The 17,658-nt window shown below is 64.0% G+C and carries 16 protein-coding genes and 1 tRNA gene; 8 read left to right on the top strand and 9 right to left on the bottom strand.

What is annotated here, in order from left to right; genetic code table 11:
• Positions 1-4: 4 nt before the first annotated feature.
• Positions 5-1,063, bottom strand: coding sequence for a polysaccharide deacetylase family protein (locus FJ430_RS22030; RefSeq protein WP_140707551.1), 1,059 nt, complete (start codon positions 1,061-1,063; stop codon positions 5-7).
• A gap of 91 nt (positions 1,064-1,154) precedes the next feature.
• Between FJ430_RS22030 and FJ430_RS22035 the strand changes: the two genes are divergently transcribed.
• Together FJ430_RS22035 and FJ430_RS22040 are read left to right on the top strand one after the other, a co-directional pair.
• Positions 1,155-2,384, top strand: coding sequence for a GNAT family N-acetyltransferase (locus FJ430_RS22035; RefSeq protein WP_140707549.1), 1,230 nt, complete (start codon positions 1,155-1,157; stop codon positions 2,382-2,384).
• Positions 2,385-2,510: 126 nt separating this feature from the next.
• Positions 2,511-2,747, top strand: a complete 237-nt coding sequence (locus tag FJ430_RS22040) for a hypothetical protein (protein WP_140707547.1) — start codon at positions 2,511-2,513, stop codon at positions 2,745-2,747.
• Positions 2,748-2,845: 98 nt separating this feature from the next.
• Here the strand turns inward: FJ430_RS22040 and FJ430_RS22045 are convergent, their stop codons facing one another.
• Positions 2,846-3,280, bottom strand: coding sequence for an FKBP-type peptidyl-prolyl cis-trans isomerase (locus FJ430_RS22045; protein WP_140707545.1), 435 nt, complete (start codon positions 3,278-3,280; stop codon positions 2,846-2,848).
• A gap of 287 nt (positions 3,281-3,567) precedes the next feature.
• Complete coding sequence (locus FJ430_RS22050) at positions 3,568-5,805, bottom strand: GumC family protein (protein WP_140707543.1); 2,238 nt, start codon at positions 5,803-5,805, stop codon at positions 3,568-3,570.
• A gap of 262 nt (positions 5,806-6,067) precedes the next feature.
• On the opposite strand from FJ430_RS22050, the gene FJ430_RS22055 reads away from it, so the two are divergent.
• The 5 genes from FJ430_RS22055 (at position 6,068) to FJ430_RS22075 (ending at position 10,872) form a co-directional block, all read left to right on the top strand.
• Positions 6,068-6,631: a polysaccharide biosynthesis/export family protein gene (locus tag FJ430_RS22055; RefSeq protein WP_140658553.1), complete on the top strand. Its 564-nt coding sequence runs from the start codon at positions 6,068-6,070 to the stop codon at positions 6,629-6,631.
• A 10-nt stretch (positions 6,632-6,641) separates the two neighbouring features.
• Positions 6,642-7,772: a glycosyltransferase family 4 protein gene (locus FJ430_RS22060; protein WP_140707541.1), complete on the top strand. Its 1,131-nt coding sequence runs from the start codon at positions 6,642-6,644 to the stop codon at positions 7,770-7,772.
• Positions 7,773-7,868: 96 nt separating this feature from the next.
• Entirely contained in the window at positions 7,869-9,404 is a 1,536-nt protein-coding gene (locus tag FJ430_RS22065; protein ID WP_140707539.1) for an undecaprenyl-phosphate glucose phosphotransferase, read from the top strand.
• An 89-nt stretch (positions 9,405-9,493) separates the two neighbouring features.
• Positions 9,494-10,741, top strand: a complete 1,248-nt coding sequence (locus tag FJ430_RS22070) for an O-antigen ligase family protein (protein ID WP_226892246.1) — start codon at positions 9,494-9,496, stop codon at positions 10,739-10,741.
• Between the two features lie 54 nt (positions 10,742-10,795).
• Positions 10,796-10,872: transfer RNA gene (locus FJ430_RS22075), tRNA-Pro, on the top strand.
• Between the two features lie 61 nt (positions 10,873-10,933).
• Here the strand turns inward: FJ430_RS22075 and FJ430_RS22080 are convergent.
• A complete protein-coding gene (locus tag FJ430_RS22080) occupies positions 10,934-11,947 on the bottom strand; it encodes a sugar-binding transcriptional regulator (RefSeq protein ID WP_140707537.1) in 1,014 nt (337 codons plus the stop codon).
• A 152-nt stretch (positions 11,948-12,099) separates the two neighbouring features.
• On the opposite strand from FJ430_RS22080, the gene FJ430_RS22085 reads away from it, so the two are divergent.
• Positions 12,100-12,882, top strand: a complete 783-nt coding sequence (locus FJ430_RS22085) for a hypothetical protein (protein ID WP_140707535.1) — start codon at positions 12,100-12,102, stop codon at positions 12,880-12,882.
• Positions 12,883-12,899: 17 nt separating this feature from the next.
• Here the strand turns inward: FJ430_RS22085 and ptsP are convergent, their stop codons facing one another.
• From ptsP to FJ430_RS22110, 5 genes are read right to left on the bottom strand one after another with little or no spacing between them, the layout of a single operon-like run.
• Complete coding sequence (gene ptsP / locus FJ430_RS22090) at positions 12,900-14,885, bottom strand: phosphoenolpyruvate--protein phosphotransferase (RefSeq protein WP_140707533.1); 1,986 nt, start codon at positions 14,883-14,885, stop codon at positions 12,900-12,902.
• Positions 14,886-14,934: 49 nt separating this feature from the next.
• Positions 14,935-15,315 (bottom strand): PTS glucitol/sorbitol transporter subunit IIA, encoded by a 381-nt coding sequence (locus tag FJ430_RS22095; protein WP_140658568.1) that lies wholly within the window; start codon positions 15,313-15,315, stop codon positions 14,935-14,937.
• Positions 15,316-15,341: 26 nt separating this feature from the next.
• Positions 15,342-16,346, bottom strand: coding sequence for a PTS glucitol/sorbitol transporter subunit IIB (locus FJ430_RS22100; protein ID WP_140641477.1), 1,005 nt, complete (start codon positions 16,344-16,346; stop codon positions 15,342-15,344).
• 15 nt (positions 16,347-16,361) lie between these two features.
• Entirely contained in the window at positions 16,362-17,129 is a 768-nt protein-coding gene (locus FJ430_RS22105; RefSeq protein WP_127867858.1) for a PTS glucitol/sorbitol transporter subunit IIC, read from the bottom strand.
• A 53-nt stretch (positions 17,130-17,182) separates the two neighbouring features.
• Entirely contained in the window at positions 17,183-17,620 is a 438-nt protein-coding gene (locus FJ430_RS22110; RefSeq protein WP_140682591.1) for a transcriptional regulator GutM, read from the bottom strand.
• Positions 17,621-17,658: the final 38 nt, after the last annotated feature.

A 17,658-nucleotide genomic window follows, 5' to 3' on the forward strand; every position in this document is an offset into this window, starting at 1 on the left:
AGGCCTATATCGTAACGACCATCTTGCCCGCATTGGCGAGCGGCGTGGTGATGCCGGACAGCATCGTGCGGATATGCGCCACGCTCTGATAGCGGCCATTGACGGAGATGCGCGGCAGCGCGTGCAGGAAGCCGGCATGCTCGGCGCGCAGCACACCATGCCGCGTGGTCACCGCCGAGGCATAGCCTGCGTCGCGGGCAAAGCCAACCTCGCGGCAACCGACGGCGCTGGCATAGCCATAGGGGTAAGCCAGATGACGCGGCTCCTCGCCAAGCCTTTCGGCCAGGATGCGGCGGACGTCGCCGATCTCATGGCGCGCATCGGCTTCGGACAGCCGCTTCAAGTTCCGATGATTGACGGTGTGGGCGCCGATAGTCACCAGCGGGTGCGCGGCCATGGTGCGAAGCTCATCCCAGTTCATCAAGGTGCATGGGCGGCCCGAGCCGAATTTGAACCCATTGGAACGAGCAAGTTCGCGCAACGCAGCGCCCTGCTCTTCCTCGGAGACTTCCAAGGTCAGCCAGGCGTTCAGCCGCGCGACGGCCTGGATCTTCCTGCCTGGCGTCGAGCAATCGATCACCGTCGGCTTTCCCGCCATAGTCAGTGTCAGGCGCGAGCTGGTGTCGACGATATCCTCGATCACGTCCCACCAGAGATCGACGGCGCCGTCGATCAGGCCGGGGGCGACGTAGATGGCGATCGGCGCGGCGTGCTTTTCCAGGATCGGAAGCGCCTCGGTCATGTTGTCGCGATAGGCGTCGTCGGCGGTGATCGTGGCGAACTGGCCGCTCTTGCCACCCGTCTCGATGCGCTCGATCGCTTCATCAAGGGAAACAAAGGCATAGCCCCGCCCCTTCATGTCCGCGATCAGCCTGTCGAGGAAGGCGGGCGCGATGTTCAGATGCCGGTTGACGCTGTTCGGCTTCTCCGGTGTCGCGGTGACGCGGTGCAACATCAGGATAGCGCCGATGCCGCCGACAAACGGCCGCGCCAGAGGCGCGAGACCGGAGTAGCGGGCAAGGTTCAGCGCCAGTTTCCGGATTGCCTCGCCCCCGTCGATCATTCCTTCACCTTTTGCGCCTAGGCTCATCCAAGCACGAGTTGCGCCTATGCGAACCCCCAAGTCGGAACCAATACGTCTTAAGGATTGAGGGATGGTTGACGCCGCCGCGTCATTTGACGGCAACCGGGTCGCGGCCAACGAGACTTCCGCGCGACCCATGCGAGCCGATCAGGGTCGGTGGACTGCGACCGCAAAAGACGGTGCCGGGCTGGCCGACTACGTTCAATTCTGCGGCTCGGCGCTGTTCGCGCCAGCGCAAAGCGCATCCTGGGTAAACAACTGGGCAACCGCGACCGGCGCCGACATGGTTGTCGCGACGCTAACCTGCGATGGCCGTCCAGCGCTTTCGCTTGCGCTGGAAGTCGTACGACGCGGCCCATTCAAGGTTGCCCGTTTCGCCGGCGGGCGCCACGCCAACGGCAATTTCGCCGCCGCCGATCCACGTTTCCTGCCGGCTATCGACGGTCGGGCGATCCGCTCGGTGTTCAAGGTCGTCGCCCGAACGCGGCCGGACATCGACCTGATCTCGCTGGAAAGGCTGCTGCCCGACCTCGACGGCGTCGCCAACCCGCTCGCCGCACTGTCCGGCTTCCCAAGTCCGAACCTTGCGCTCGCGGTCGATCTCGACGGCGGGTTCGACGCGCTCTTGTCGCGCGCGAGCGGCAAGCGCAAGCGCAAGAAGCACCGTTCGCAGACGCGCAAGTTCGAGGCGGTCGGCACTTTCCGCCGCATCGAGGCGCACACTCGCGAAGAGGTCGACAGGCTGCTCGACGCCTTCCTAGAGATGAAGGAAGTGCGTTTCGCCAAGATGGGCATCGCCAATGTCTTCGGCGACAGGCAAGTGCGCGACTTCTTCCGGACGCTGTTTACCGATGCGCTGACGGAGGAAAAACCGTCCTTCCTGCTGCACGGCCTGGACGTGGCGGGGAAACTGCGCGCGGTTACCGGCTCCAGCCGCTCCGGCAAGCGGCTGATCTGCGAGTTCGGCGCCATCGCCGAGGACGATCTCGCCTTCACCAGCCCCGGCGACTTCCTGTTCTTCGACAATATCCAGGAAGCCTGCGATCTCGGCTTCAAGGTCTATGACTTCTCGGTCGGCGACGAGCCTTACAAACGGCTCTGGTGCGATCTCGAGATCCAGCATTTCGAGGTGCTTGCGCCGCTGACATTGAAAGGCCGCGCATTGGCGACGACGATGCGGCAAGGCGCGCGGGCCAAGGCCTTCATCAAGAACAATCCGACGGTCTGGAAGTTGACCAAGATGCTGCGCCGCAAGGCTGCCGGACAGGCTGCACCTGCCGCAACCGAGGACGACAGCTAGGCTTGGTAAGAGTCGCACAGTCGCCGTCGCGTTTCGGGGCGATGCGGCAAGCGGGCCGAGACCCTGAGGGACTCGACGGAACCTATCGAGTGCCGAGAGGTTTTCGCACCCAGAAGGAGAATGGCCATGGCTAAGTGCGACCAGTGCGGCAACGACTATGACAAGGCATTCCTAGTGAGCTTGGGCGGGCAAGCCTACACGTTTGACAGCTTCGAGTGCGCGATCCAGAAGCTTGCGCCGATCTGCCCTCATTGCAGGGTGCGGATCATGGGACATGGCGTCGAGCAGGGCGATATCATCTATTGCTGCGCGCATTGCGCCGGGCAGGAAGGGGCCAACGCCCTGACCGATCGCGCACCGTGACAATCGCGAATCCTCTGCCTCTCCCTTGGAGGGCCACGCGGAAATAACTTTCTCGTAGCGCTCTTGACTGCGATCCTGGGGCAGTCGTTCAGTTCTAACTACGCCGCCTGAACGATCTCGACCAATTCAACGTCGAACACCAGGTCCTTTCCGGCCAACGGATGATTGCCGTCGAGCTTGACGCTGGCTTCGTCCGCGCCGATGACCGTTACTTGCATGGGACGTCCCTCGCGGGTGCGGGCCTGCAATCGGGTGCCAATATCGACGTTGATGTTTTCCGGCACGCTGGCGCGGTCGATGACTACGACCGCTTCGGGGCGATGGGGACCATACGCGGCGTCAGCGGGAACGGTGACGGTGCTTTTCGTGCCGACCTCCATGCCTTCGACATGCGTTTCGAGACCAGGAATTACCTGTCCTTCGCCCAGTGTAAACTGCAACGGTTCACTGCCGGAAGAATCGAATTGGGTGCCGTCGACCAGACGCCCAGTGTAATTGATACGTACAGTGTCGCCATTCTTGGCCTGTGTCATAACAGCTGTCCTTTGGGAGTTTCGAGGGACCGGCCTAGGGTTCACGGTCCGCTCTTGATCATCCACGCACCAAAGTGCGCAGCGCGAAACATCAAAACTAGGTGCTATGCCGCCGATGTAAAGTGCGGGGGCCGCCGAGAAATGCCCCGGCTCGGTCTTGCACCTAAGGACTGTCATGCCCCCCGACTGAGCCGTGCTCGATTCGCTGCGGTCTCGGCCTCCGGTTCCTCGCGGTTGTCCTTAGCAAGCGCCGCGGCAGCGCAGGACAGCCTTGTCGGCCTCCAGCCTTACGCAGCCGACCGGCGTCCTGGCAATGGATCTCCCGGTTCGTGGCCGACCGGCGTGACCAGCGTCAGGTTGGGATAGCCGTTCTCGATCAGCTTCACCGCGGCCTGCGTCACCTGGTCGTCGGCCTCCAACATGGACAGGAAGACTTCGGTGCCGTCGCCGACAAGGCGGCCAATGCCTTGCGCGTCGGCCGGGCCGCACTCGACCACGACGAGATCATAGGCCGTGGTGAGCGACTGCATGATGATCGGCAGCCGGTCGGCGGCGCGCATGGCGCGGACAGGATCGGCGGTGCCGACCGGAATGACATGCGCATCCGAATAGAGATCGGGGTGGATGACGTCGCTGAACTGCGCTTCGGAAGCGAGCAGATTGGTGATGCCGGGGAAGAGGCTTGTGTCCAGCATCGGCCGCGACGCCGCGCCCGATGCGGTGAGATCGAGAAGCAGCACACGCAGGCCGGCATCCGATACTTCGCGCGCCACGAGCACGGCGGACGCGGCCGCCTCGTCGCCTTCCGGCGACACGAAGATCGCGCGCGCGGCGCCGGAAGCGATCAGCTTCTCCGCGGCCTTGTCGACATCGATCTCGCCCAGCCTGGATTGCCTTGGCTCCGGGGCCGATTCGCTGGGCTCGGCCTGCTTGACAGCCGCAGCGCGAACCTCGGCCAACTCGTGCTCGGCCGGCCTCGGCAGTTCCGATTCGGCGATCGAATGCCCCGCCGCAGCTTCCTCGTAAGGCGCAAAGGCCCGACCTTCGCCATGTGCTTCGGCGACCATCGGTTCCACCCGGGTCGCGGGCATCGCCACCTGCTCGATATCGGCGAAGCGGGCGCCGGCGGCCGGACGCATGGCGCGGCCCGAGAACAGCTCGCCAAGCAGCGTGCCGATCGCCATCAGCAGCAGCGAAGCAGCGGCGGCGGCGCCGGTGATCGGCCCGATCTTCGGGAAATAGGGCTGGGACGGCACCTGGGCCTGCGCGATCAGGCTCGCCGCGACAGGCGAGTATCTGCGATCCTTGCGCGAAGCCACCGCATTGTAACTTGCCATATAGGATTCAAGCTGTTGGCGCTGAACATTCGCGTCGCGCTGCAAGGCGTCCAGTTGCACCTGCTGCTCGCCGGCACGCGCCGAGGCGGCTTTCAGCGTGTTGACGTCCGCGATCAGCTGATCCTCGCGGGCCTTGGCCGTCTGGGCCTGGGCCGACAGGCCGCGGATGATCTTTTGCGCCTCATTGCGAATCTGACCGTCGAGATCGGCCAGCTGCGATTTCAGCGCCCGGATGCGCGGATGGTTGTCGAGCAGGGTCGTGGAAAGATCGGCGATGTTGGCCCTGAGCTCCACCTGGCGCTCGCGCAGGCGCTGGATCAGTTCGGAAGACAGGACTTCCGGCACGCTGTCCAGCAAACCGCCATTCTGCAGCGCCCGGCGCACGCTCTCGGCGCTCGCCTCGGCGGCGGCTCGGCTGGCGCGCACGCGCGACAACTCGCTCGACAGCTCAGAGAGCTGCTGCGTCGGAAGCACCGCATTGTTGCCGCCCATCAAGAGATCGGACTGCGCACGGAAGGCCGCGACCTTGGCCTCGGCGTCCTTGACGCGATTCTGCAGGTCGGCGATTTCCGGCGCCAGGAAGTCGGTGGCGGCGGCGTTCGATTCGAGCTTGGCGTCGCCCTTCGAAGCGATATAGGCGTTGGCGATGCCGTTCGCGATGTCGGCGGCGAGCTTGGGATCCTTCGAGGCGAACTCGATCGCGATCGCACGCGTCTTTTCAACGGCGTAGACATTGAGCTTGTCGTGCATGGCATTCAGCACGCGCTCTTCCGGCGGGATATCGAAGGGATCGCTTTTCAAGCCGACGAGCACAAGCACGCGCCCGAGCGACGACATTTTCAGCGTTTCGTCGAACTCCGGCAACTTGTCCAGGTTGAGCTTGGTCGCCACCTGCTTGAGGATGTCGGGCGAGGAAATGATCTGGACCTGAGTCGCAACGCCTTGCTCGTCGAGAATCGGTTTGTCGTCATCGTTGGTGCCCGGCGGCCGGGTGTATTCCGATTCGCGCGAGCCGATCTCCAGCTTGGCTGTCGCCTTATAGTAGGGCGTCGCGAGCCAGGCGAAGGCGAAGGCCAGCCCGGTGACCAGAAGCGTCACGAAGACAATGCGCAGCCAGTTCCTCGCCAGGCTGGCGAAGAGCTGTCTCAGATCGACATCGACGTCTGCGGCCGCGGACTGAACGGACATGCATCCTGCTCCGAACTTTGAGTCGAGGATGGACCGTAAACAACTATGGTAACTCACCCGTTAAGATCAGAATGAGCGCTTATTAGAGAGCACTCAAAGAAGATTGCGCGAAAGCAATAGAACAATTGAGCTTTTTGCCGATCTCCGCGCTCCCGGACCAAGCTCCTTTACCACCCATTAACCCTAACAGGATGATAACGGTCGCACTTTCCTGGGGTTGGCCGCGACTTGCGGCAAGAGCGATGAAGGTTCCTGGCCGGTCATGAAAAGCACTGCTTCCCTCTTTCGCGCTTTGCTTGCCCTGTCGCTGCTGACCGGCTGTTCGAGCTACCGCCCGACACCCGCCGCCTTCCATGAAGTGCTCGATCAGCCCTACCGACTCGGCGCCGGCGACCGCGTCCGTGTCACGGTGTTCGAGCAGGATGGGTTGAGCAACACCTACAGCGTCGACCAGTCCGGCTATCTCTCCTTCCCGCTGGTCGGCGCGGTGCCGGCGCGTGGCCACACCGCGCAGCAGTTGGAAAAGGCGATCGCCGACAAGCTGCGCCAAGGCTATTTGCGCGATCCCGACGTTTCGGTCGAAATCGACCGCTACCGGCCGATCTTCGTCATGGGCGAAGTGGGTGCCGCCGGCCAGTATTCCTACGTGCCGGGACTCACCGTGCAAAAGGCGGTCGCCATCGCCGGCGGCTTCACGCCGCGCGCCAATCAGGGGAGCGTCGACATCACCCGCGACATCAACGGCAAGGTGATGACCGGTCGGGTTCTGACATCCGATCCGCTCCTGCCCGGCGACACCGTCTACGTCCGCGAACGCCTGTTCTGAAAAACCCGTCGTGGCGGTGAATCTCAGGATCGTCCACTGCTTTCGCTCACCTGTCGGAGGAATCTTCCGGCACGTGCGCGACCTGACCGAGGCGCAGGTCGCCGCCGGCCATGCGGTGGGAATCGTCTGCGATTCGACCACCGGCGGCAACTATGAGGAGCGCTTGTTCGAGGCGATGAAGGACAGCCTCGCGCTCGGCGTCCATCGCACGCCGATGCAGCGTCATGTCGGGCCGGGCGACCTCGCCTCGGCCTGGCGTACCTATCGAATCATCCAGGAATTGCGGCCGGACGTGCTGCACGGGCACGGCGCCAAGGGTGGCGCCTATGCCCGGCTGTTCGGCTCACTGTTGCGGGTATCAAGGTTTCGCGTTGCCCGCCTCTATTCGCCGCATGGCGGCTCCCTCCACTATGACGAAACGACGGCGATGGGAAAGCTGTTCTTCGGCCTGGAGCGTTTCATGGCGCGCTTCACCGATTGCCTGCTGTTCGTTTCCGACTACGAGCGCAACACCTATCGCCGCAAGGTCGGCGAGCCGCCCATACCCAACACGCTTGTCTATAACGGCCTGCGCGCCACCGAATTCGAACCGGTGACGACGGCAGCGAATGCCGCCGATTTTCTGTACATCGGCATGATGCGCGACCTGAAGGGCCCGGATATCTTCATCGATGCGCTGGCTATGGCCGGCGACGAGCTCGGACGCCGCTTAAGCGCCGTGATGGTCGGCGACGGCGACGACCTGCCGCGCTACCACGCGCAAGTGGAGCGACTCGGCCTGAAAAGCCACGTCCGATTCCTGCCGCCCATGCCGGCGAGACAGGCTTTCGCTCTGGCCGAGTTGATTGTGGTGCCATCCCGCGCGGAGGCGATGCCCTATATCGTGCTCGAAGCTTTAGCCGCTGGCATGCCGATGATCGCGACCGCTGTCGGAGGCATTCCGGAAATTTTCGGCGAAGGCTCCCCTGCCCTGATCCGCCCCGACGCATCCCAGCTCGCCGCCAAAATGGGGGCGGCGCTCAGCGACTTTGACGGCTATCGAAAACTGATGCCGCAAGCCGATGAGCTGAAGGCCCGATTCGGTGCGGATGTCATGGCCGCCGATATCGAGAAGGCCTATTTCGCGGCACTGAACAAATAGGCCGCGGGCCGCAACAACTCCAAAACCACCGGTTGTTTCAAGGCTTTCTTAGCTCTCTTTTGCTATGCAGTTGCGCGAAGCTCGCGGACAGTTCCCATGAATGAGATCGACCCCGCGCACCGCTTTTCCATGGATGCGGTGCGCAACTACGATGCTCCCGCCGATGGCGAAAAGCCTGGCGGCATCAACGATGTGGCGCGCCAGGTCGCTTCGCAATACCGGCGTGATACCATGTCGCCGATCATGGTCAGCGGCGTGCTGCGCATGGTCGAGTTCGCGATGCTGTTCCTGTCTGGGCTCGGCGTCTATTTCTACTATGTCGGCTTCTTCAGCTATCTGGCCTGGCAGTATCCGTTGGCGATCGCGGCTACGTCGTTCCTGGCCGTGGTGCTGCTCGACGTGACCGATCGCTACCAGATCGCGGCGCTGATGCGCCCCCTCGCGAATTTCGGCCGCGTGCTGCTGGTCTGGGCAGGCAGCTTCGCGCTGATGGCGCTCACCGCCTTCGCCATCAAGGCGTCGGAAGACTATTCGCGCCTGTTGTTCGGCACCTGGTTCGCGGCCGGCTTCGCGCTGATCTTCGGCCTGAGACTCGTGATGTCCAGCCTCATCCGGCGCTGGGCGCGCGACGGCCGCATGGAGCGCCGCGCGCTCATCGTCGGCGGCGGCAAGGCGGCCGAGCAGCTGATCCGCTCGGTCGAGAAGCAGCCCTACAACGACATCCGCATCTGCGGCATCTTCGACGACCGCAACGACAAGCGCTCGCCGCCGATCGTCGCCGGCTATCCGAAGCTCGGCACCATCTCCGAGCTCATCGAATTCGCCCGCATCGCGCGCATCGACATGCTGATCGTGTCGTTGCCACTGACCGCCGAATCGCGCGTCTTGCAGCTTCTGAAGAAACTCTGGGTGCTGCCGGTCGATATCCGGCTTTCGGCACATTCCAACGCGCTGCAGTTCCGGCCGCGCGCCTATTCCTATATCGGCTCGGTGCCGATGCTCGACATCTTCGACAAGCCGATCAACGACTGGGATTCGGTCGCTAAGCGCGCCTTCGACATCGTCTTTTCACTCATCGGGATCATCGTCTTCTCGCCGGTGATGCTCGTCACCGCGATCGCGATCAAGCTCGACAGCAAGGGTCCGGTGCTGTTCAAGCAGAAACGGCACGGCTTCAACAACGAGATCATCGAAGTCTACAAGTTCCGCTCGATGTTCACCGACCGGTCCGATCCGACCGCCAAGCAGACAGTGACCAAAAACGATCCGCGCGTCACCCGCGTCGGCCGCTTCATCCGCAAGACCTCGATCGACGAGCTGCCGCAGTTCTTCAACTCGCTGTTCGGCTCGCTGTCGCTGGTTGGGCCGCGCCCGCATGCCATCGCCGCGCAGTCGCACAACCTGCTCTACAACGAGGTGGTGGACGGCTACTTCGCCCGCCACAAGGTCAAGCCCGGCGTCACCGGTTGGGCGCAGATCAACGGATGGCGCGGCGAGATGGACACCAACGAAAAGATCCGCATGCGCACCGAATACGACCTCTATTACATCGAGAACTGGTCGATGCTGTTCGACCTGCGCATCCTGTTCCTGACGCCGATCCGCCTGCTCAACACGGAAAACGCCTATTGAGCGCCATCGCCAGTGAATTGCCGCCACAGGCTGTCAACCAGTTGCAGCCATCGGCAGTCAACCAGTTGCCGCCGCGGGCGGTCAACAACTTGCCGCCCTCGGCGGTCAACGCCAAGTTGATCTCGCTGATCGCATCGGCTGCGATCGGCGTCGGCATCCTGCTTTCCGGCTTCGTCATCAGCGAGCCGGCGCCCTATGAAATCTACATGGCCGGGCTGATTGCGGTATGGGCGCTTTTCGGGCTTCGGATCTCGCGCGCGATCGTGCCCTTGCTGGTGCTTCTGGTGGCGATGAACATCGGCGGCATGATCGCCATGACGCAGATGGCCGACCTGGCCAACACGCCGCTCTATCTCGCCGTTTCGCTGTTTTTGGCCTTCAGCGCGGTGTTCTTCGCCTCGGTGACCTCGGTCCAGCCCAGCCTCTACCGGCTTATCTTCATCGCCTATGTCGTCTCGGCGGTGGCGACGTCGCTGCTTGGCATTGCCGGCTATTTCCATGCCTTTCCCGGCGCGGAGATGTTCACCAAATACGACCGAGCGGCCGGCGCCTTCCAGGATCCGAACGTGTTCGGACCGTTCCTAGTGCTGCCCGGCACCTATCTGCTCTATCTGCTGCTCACCGGCCCGGTGTCGCGGATGCCGCTCCTGGCGGTGCCGCTGCTCATCATCAGCGCCGGCATCTTCTTCTCCTTCTCGCGCGGTGCCTGGGGCATGTTCGCCGTGTCGGCGGTGCTGCTCACCGCATGCCTCTTCCTGCAGAGCGCCAGCGGCAGGTTCCGGCTGCGGGTCGTGGTGATGACGATCGCGGCCGTGGCGCTGCTGGTCATCGCCTTCATCGTCATCCTGCAGTTGCCCGGCGTGTCGGACATGTTCACGCAGCGCGCGCAACTCGAGCAGAGTTACGACACGGCGCGGCTTGGCCGCTTCGCCCGCTATTCGATCGGCTTCCAGCTGGCGATGGAGCACCCGTTCGGCATCGGCCCGCTGGTCTTCGGCACGATCTATGGCGAGGACACGCACGACATCTGGCTGAAGGCGTTGATGGATTACGGCTGGCTCGGCTTCGTCTCGTTCCTGACATTGACGCTATGGACGATCGGGGCCGGATTCCGCATCCTTCTACGCGACCGGCCGTGGCAGCCTTATCTGCTTTGCGCCTATGTCGCCTATCTCGGCAATATCGGGCTCGGCACCTTCATCGACATCGACCACTGGCGCCATCTCTACCTGTTGCTCGGATTGATCTGGGGCGCGATCGCGCTAGAGTACCGGCACCAGCGGGAATTGCGGCTGGCGCGACCTGAACCCCTCCTTGCAATTTCAGCTGCGCGATAGGCTTCGAATTCGGTTGACCCGCACCGCCTTATCACGATACATCGCCACCCGGTCCGGAGTGTAGCGCAGCCCGGTAGCGCACTTGACTGGGGGTCAAGGGGTCGTCGGTTCGAATCCGGCCACTCCGACCATTTTCCTTGAAATCCCCCACGAAGACGGCACGAATGTGCCAGGCGAGTTTATGCCTGCAGCCTAATCTGCATGCGCGGCCAGCATGCGGCGCGCGCTTTCTTCGTCGGTGATCAGGATGGTCGGCGCAATCAGGTTCATGGCACCGAGCAGCGCCTCGGTCTTCTCGGCGCCGCCGGAGGTGAGGATGCGGATCGGCGCCTTACGCAGGCGATCGACATCCACCGACATCACATGGCTGTTGACCGGATGGTCGACCAGATCGCCATTGCGGTCGTAGAAATGGAACAGAAGGTCGCCGACGGCGCCCCGCGCCAGCAGGGCCTCGCGGTCCGCTTCCTTGAGGAAGCCGCCGCGCGAGAAGGTGGTGGCCGAAGCGATGCCGCCGACGCTCAGCAGAACGGCGTCGAGCGCGTCGGCCATTTCAAAAATCTCCTGCAGGCCGCAACGCTCGACCAGCGCGATCTTGGTCTCGACGCTGTCGACGACGGCCGGCGTCGGCATCAGATAACCGTCGCCCTGGAATATCTGGGCAAAGCGCCAGGCGAACTCGGCCGGATTGACCCGGCGCGCGACGCCGACGCCGCCAAGCAGCGAAATCACGCTGAAATCAGTCAGCGATTTGGCGCTGATGAAGGGCAAGGTATGGAATAGCGTCACGCCCCAGCCGACGCCGACCCGCATGCCGGATTTCATCGCGTCGGACAGGAACATGCCGGTCTTGGCGGCGATTGCCGGGATTGGATCGGCGTTGGGGTCTGTGAGCGGCGCGACCAGCGCCTGCTGCAGCCCAAAGGTCTTCTCCAGCGCCCGCTCCAGCCGCACGATCTCCAAAAGCTCGCTCTCGATGGTGATCTTCACCTCGTTGCGCGCCCTCGCCTCCGCCAGCATGCGCACGATGGTGACGCGGCCGACGCCGAGCACGTCGGCAATCTCGTTTTGCGTCATCTGCTCGACAAAATACATCCAGGCGGCGCGGATCCTGAGGCGGTCGGTCCGGCTTTCGCTGACGACCTGCTCGGATGCCTCAGCCGCCGCCCTGCCGTTTTCGGATTCGCCCTGCCGCCGCCTGCCCAATTTCCCCTCCAAGCCCGGCGATGATGCTGCCTCGCCGATTCTGCATGCTGGTTAAATATTGCCTATTGATCTACCAATCGAGACGAACAATCTAGAGAGGGTGACTGGCGCCCCAAGCCCTGACCGGCTTCAGCGTTTCGAGGCAATTGGCGATGCTGCGACAAATTTCCGAAGACGTCCGCGCCAACCTGAAGGACCGGCTTCGGGAACTGCGCGACGCGATCCGCCAGAACCGCCACGACAGCACCGGCGATACCTCGCACGACATCGCCGGCAATTTGCCGCCCTTCCCGGGCCGCAGCCTGCTTGGCCATGCCGCAAGGGCCGTCGACGAGGCGCTGACGATCGCCGAATCCTTCGTTCCGCACTCCCGGCCGCTCAAGGTCGACGGCACGACCGTCAAAAGCCTGCGGACCTATTTCCCGCAAGGCGACGAAGACCGGCAGATCGGCGGCGAACGCCAGTTCAGGCGTGACATGTATTATCTGACCCGCGCGGTTCTCGCCGGCTACGGCATCGACAATCCGCGCGTTCACGAGGCGGGCTTTTCCGCCGTGCACGCAGCGATGCGCAAGCGCCACGCCGATCTTCTGGCTGCCGCGACGGGCGACGCGGCATCCACGGATGAGGTCGCGGCGGCCTGCGCTGCTCTCCTCGTCGAATGCCTCAACCACCGTCCTGTTCAGCCTGGCGAGATCGGGACAGGCCCGGCGATAGCCGGCGACCGGTCTCTCGACATCAGATGCCTTGCGCCAGTGGTGCTTGCCTGCGGACTGGCGACCAAGGCCGACGGCACGCCCGAGCCCGACATTCTCGAGATCGCGGTGCTGGCGGCCGAAGTGCGGGAGGATCGCATCCGGCAGGCCTGCGCCCAGGCCAATGCCGTCCAGGAACTGACACCGGTTCTCGCCACGCTGCTCGCGCATCTGACGTAACCCGCCGCGAGGATCCGCTATCGCTCGGCCGCCATGGCCGCGATCGTCTTCTTGGCGCGCTGGATCGAGGCCGGGCTCATGCTGAGTTCGGTCAGGCCCATCCCGACGAAGGCCGGGATCAGGTCCGGACGGCCGGCGGCCTCGCCGCACATGCCCACCATGATGCCGGCGGCGACACCCGCCTTCGCCGTCAGCTCGATCGCCGACATCACCGCCGGATTGGTGACGTCATTGAGCTTGGCGACCGTCGGATTGAGGCGGTCGGCGGCCATGATGTACTGGGTGAGGTCATTGGTGCCGATCGAGAAGAACGCCACTTCCCTTGCCAGGGCCGGCGCGATCAGCACGGCGGCGGGCGTCTCGATCATCACGCCGAGGTCGAAGCTTGCATGCGGCACGCCTTCGGCCTTCAATTCCGCCGCGCATTCCTCGACGAGCGCGCGGGTGCGCGTCACTTCGGCGATTTCCGAAACCATCGGCAGCATCACCTTGATGTTGCCATGGACGGCGGCGCGCAACAGCGCCCGCAGCTGGCGCTTGAAGATGTCGGGACGGTCCAGGCACATGCGGATGCCGCGCCAGCCGAGGAAGGGATTTTCCTCGTCCGGAAACTCGATGCCGGCGATCGGCTTGTCGCCGCCGATGTCGAGCGTGCGCACGATGACCGAATGTGGCGCAAACGCCTTGGCCAAGGCGCTGTAGGTCTCGGCCTGCATGTCCTCCGACGGCAGATGCATGTGGCGCATGAAGAGCAGCTCGGTGCGGAACAGCCCGACGCCCATGGCGCCGGCTTCCTGCGCCGCCTCGATCTCCTCCAGCGAGCCGATATTGGCCGCGACCTCGATTACGGTGCCGTCGGCGCGCTTCGGGGTCACGCCCTTGAACACCTTGAGGCCCGCGCGCTCCTGCGCCGCCGCCTCGACGCGCCTGTTGAAATCAGTACGCGTGGCCTCGTCGGGGTCGACGAGAACGTGCCCCGCATTGCCGTCGATGGCGACCTCCTTGGCCGCACGCAACTCGTTGATCTTATCCCCCAGACCCAGCACGGCCGGAATGCCGTGCGAGCGGGCGATGATGGCGATGTGCGAGGTGGCGCCGCCATGGCCGCAGATCACGCCGCCGATGCGCTTCAGCGGCGCGCGCGCCAGATCCCAGGCGCCGATGTCGTCGGCAATGAGGATCGCGCCCTGCGGTATCGTCTCCAGGCTGACTTCGTCCTGGCCGAGCAGCACCAGGCAGATCTGCCGGCCGACGGCATGGACGTCGTCGGCCCGGGCGTTGAGATAGTGGTCGTCGACCGCGCTGAAATCGGCGGCGATGGTGGCCGCGGCCGCAATGACCGCCGAGACCGCGTCGTCACCGCCCCGGATCAGCCTTTCGACCTCGCCGGTCAGGCTGTCGTCGGCGGCTATGTCGCGCAGCGCCGCGACGATGCCACGGTCGCCGGCGGAGAGATTGTTCTCCGCAAGCGTGCGGTCCATGCGCGCCTGGACGCTGGCGACAGCGCCGCGGAAGCGCTCGAGCTCACTGTCGATCTCATCGGCCTGCAGGCGCCTGCCCGGCCCCTCGATTTCCGGCGGGAAATGGGCAAAGGCCGGCCCGATGGCCACGCCTTCGCTGGCGGCGATACCCTGGAGTTTTGGTGCTCCATCCGGCGACGCGGCAGTCGGCGGCGTGGCCTGCGGAACGGACAAGGCGGCTGTGACTTCGGAGCCGGCGTCGGCAGCCTCGCCCTCGTCGTCGAGGCCGGCGCGCGGGTTCTCCAGATAGCCTATCAGCGCCTCGATAGCCTCGATCGCGTCGGCGCCGTTGGCGCGCACGGTGACTTCCTGGTTTTCCTTGACCGCCAGCAGCATCAGCTTGACCGAGCTCTTGGCGCTGACCGCCTTGCCGTCCTTAACCAGCTCGACATCGGATTCGAAACCCTTGGCGAGTTTCACGAACCGCGTGGCGGGACGGGCGTGCAAACCTTCGTGCACTCTGACGATGGTCGAGCGTTCCATGGCAATAACTCTAGGTTTGTGGCGCCGTCGACAGACAGCGCGGATACTATCAGGCGGCGATGGTGATGACAGCGCCCGGCGTAAGCGCCGCCACGAGCGCTCCGGTATCGACCTCGGATGCGCAGACTTCGCCCGGCCTTTCAGCCTCGGTCGCTCCGTTGAAGGAGATGACGACGTGACCCATCTCGCGGACCTTGCTCCACGCGGTGGAGCCGACCGCCGTTATCACAGCCGAAACCGGTCCGAGCGTGATCGACGCGCCTTTTTGCGGTGCGTCGTCACTGGGTCCCTGCTCTGCCAGATGAAGCACGGAAACCTCGGCCAATTCCGGAGGCGAGCCATCCGCGAACAGGATGACCACGCCGCCTTCGGCGAGGTCCGCCACTTCGGGTCCGATAGCAGTGACCCGTGTCTTGAGAAGAACCGACATATGGCGAACCTCGTTTTACTAGTGTTTTAGAACACGATCAGGGACACGACCCATGCGATCAGCACGGAGACCGGGCCCATGATCTGGCGGCTGATGAGCACCGCCGGCACGCCGATTTCGATCGTCTTCGGCTTGGCCTCACCGAGCGCCAGACCGACGGGAACGAAATCGCAGCCCACCTGGGTGTTGTAGGCAAACAGGGCCGGCAGCGCCATGGCGGGCGAGATGGTGCCGTTGGCGATCTGCGGGCCGATGATGGCGACGCCGATCACCTGCGCGATGACCGCGCCCGGTCCCAGGATGGGCGACAGGAACGGCAGGCCGCAGATGGCCGAGATGACCAGCAGGCCGACGATGTTGTTGGCCAGCGGACCCATCGGCTGCGCCAGCACGTCACCGATGCCGGTATAGAGGATCAGGCCGATCAGCATGGTCACGAAGGCCATGAAGGGCAGCACGTTGCGGATGACCTGATCGATGGTGCGGCGGCCGGAATTGAAGAAGATGCCGACCACGCGGCCCATGACGCGGCCGATCGAACTGATCAGGCCGATAAGCCCGCCCTCGCTCGGCAGCGGCTCGGCCGCCCTGGATGCAGTGTTGTTGCTTGAACTCATCGATGCTGCTCCCCCCGCAGTGGTGACCGCTTCGGATCCGTCCGCCATTGTGACATTGGCCGGCTTCACGCCCGAAACGTAGATGTCTTCCGTGATGAACTGGGCCAGCGGACCCGCCTGGCCGACCGGCGTCAGATTGACGGTCGGGATACGCTTGCGCGGATAGACGCCGCAGCGCGCGGTGCCGCCGCAATCGACGACGACGACCGCCATTTCGCTTTCGATCGGCGGCGCCTTGAAGCCGTCGACCGCCTCGGCGCCGGTCATATCAGCGATAAGCTGCGCCACCGGATGAATGCCGCCACCGGTTACCGACACGACCTTGCTGCGCTGTTCGGTCGGCTCGATGACCAGCGGACCGCCCCAGCCGGTGGACCCCTTCGAGATCTTTACTGCCTTGTATGTCTTGGCCATGGTGTCCTCCCGCCCTTAGAGCTCGACGCCCTGGCGGCGTGCCATGATGGCCGTGATGCGCTCGGTCAGCATGCCCTTGAGCAGGATGACGACGAGGCCGACGATGGCGTACCAGATGGCCACCTTGACATGGTAGCCGTTGGCGATGACGCCCCGCTTCTCGAGGTCGAGCAGCGCGACCAGCATGCCGCCCCAGACGAAATATTCGCCGGGGTTGATATGCGGGAACAGGCCGAGCGGCGGATGCACGTAGGACACGGCCGCGTCGTAGAAGGCGGGCTTGTGCTTTTCTTCCAGGAAAGAACCGAAGGTGTAAGCCATCGGGTTGGTGAGGAAGAACACCGACAGGACCGGCAGCACCGTATAACGGGTCAGCGCGATGCGGCCGGCGCCGCGCGCCAGGCCATGAACGCGCTCTTCGCCGACCAGTTCGGTAACGGCGTAGAAGGCGGTCATCAGCACCACCAGCGTCGGGATGATGCCGGTGACGAAGCCGGCGAACACTTCGCCGCCCTTCTGGAAGATGCCGATGAAATACTTGCCGATCGCGGTCAGCCAGCCGAGCTGCTCTTCCTGCTGCACGTTCTTCAGCTGTTCCTTCAGCTGATCGGCGGTGACCGGCGCGTTGTCGGTCGTCGCCTGCGCCAGGACAACAAGATGATCGGTGGCATGCTCGACGCCGAGCTTGCCGTGCCAGGCAGCATCCGAGACCATGGTGCCTGCGACATGCAGGTTATGCACCGCCAGGTCGGCATGCTGCGCCAATAACGAAATTACAGACATTTCTCCTCCTTATGACCCCTGCCGGTCATTCCCAGCCGGCTGCCGGCGTCCGTTTATGCCCTTGCTACGTTCAAGCCGGACAGGCCCGGCTTCTTCCCCGGCTCCGACCGCGCGCGGTCGATCTGCTCGATCGCCCGTTTCACGGCCTCGGCCACACCGGGTTCCCCCTCCCCCATGATCGCAGGGTTGGACCGGAGTCGATCGAGGGGGACGCCCTCGAATTCTTCATGTCGCTTGAACTTGGTCAGCACCGAGCGGCCGCTCATGACCATCATGCGGCGCACGATCAGATCCGGCGTCACGACGACCAGCGCGATGGTGCCCTTGGCAAGCCGGCCGCGGAAATTGCCAGCGCCGACGAAGCCGTCCTTGAACTCTCCGGTGACGCCTTTGAAGACGTCCGAATAATGCCGCATCTGCAGCCAGACGCCCAGCGATTGCAGCGCCCAGACAACAAACAGCAGAAGCAGCGCCCACTGCCAGATCGCCATTCGGTACTCCTCCCGACTCTCGTTCCTCCGACGCATAT

It is taken from the genome of Mesorhizobium sp. B2-8-5, assembly GCF_006440675.2.
GTDB lineage: Bacteria > Pseudomonadota > Alphaproteobacteria > Rhizobiales > Rhizobiaceae > Mesorhizobium.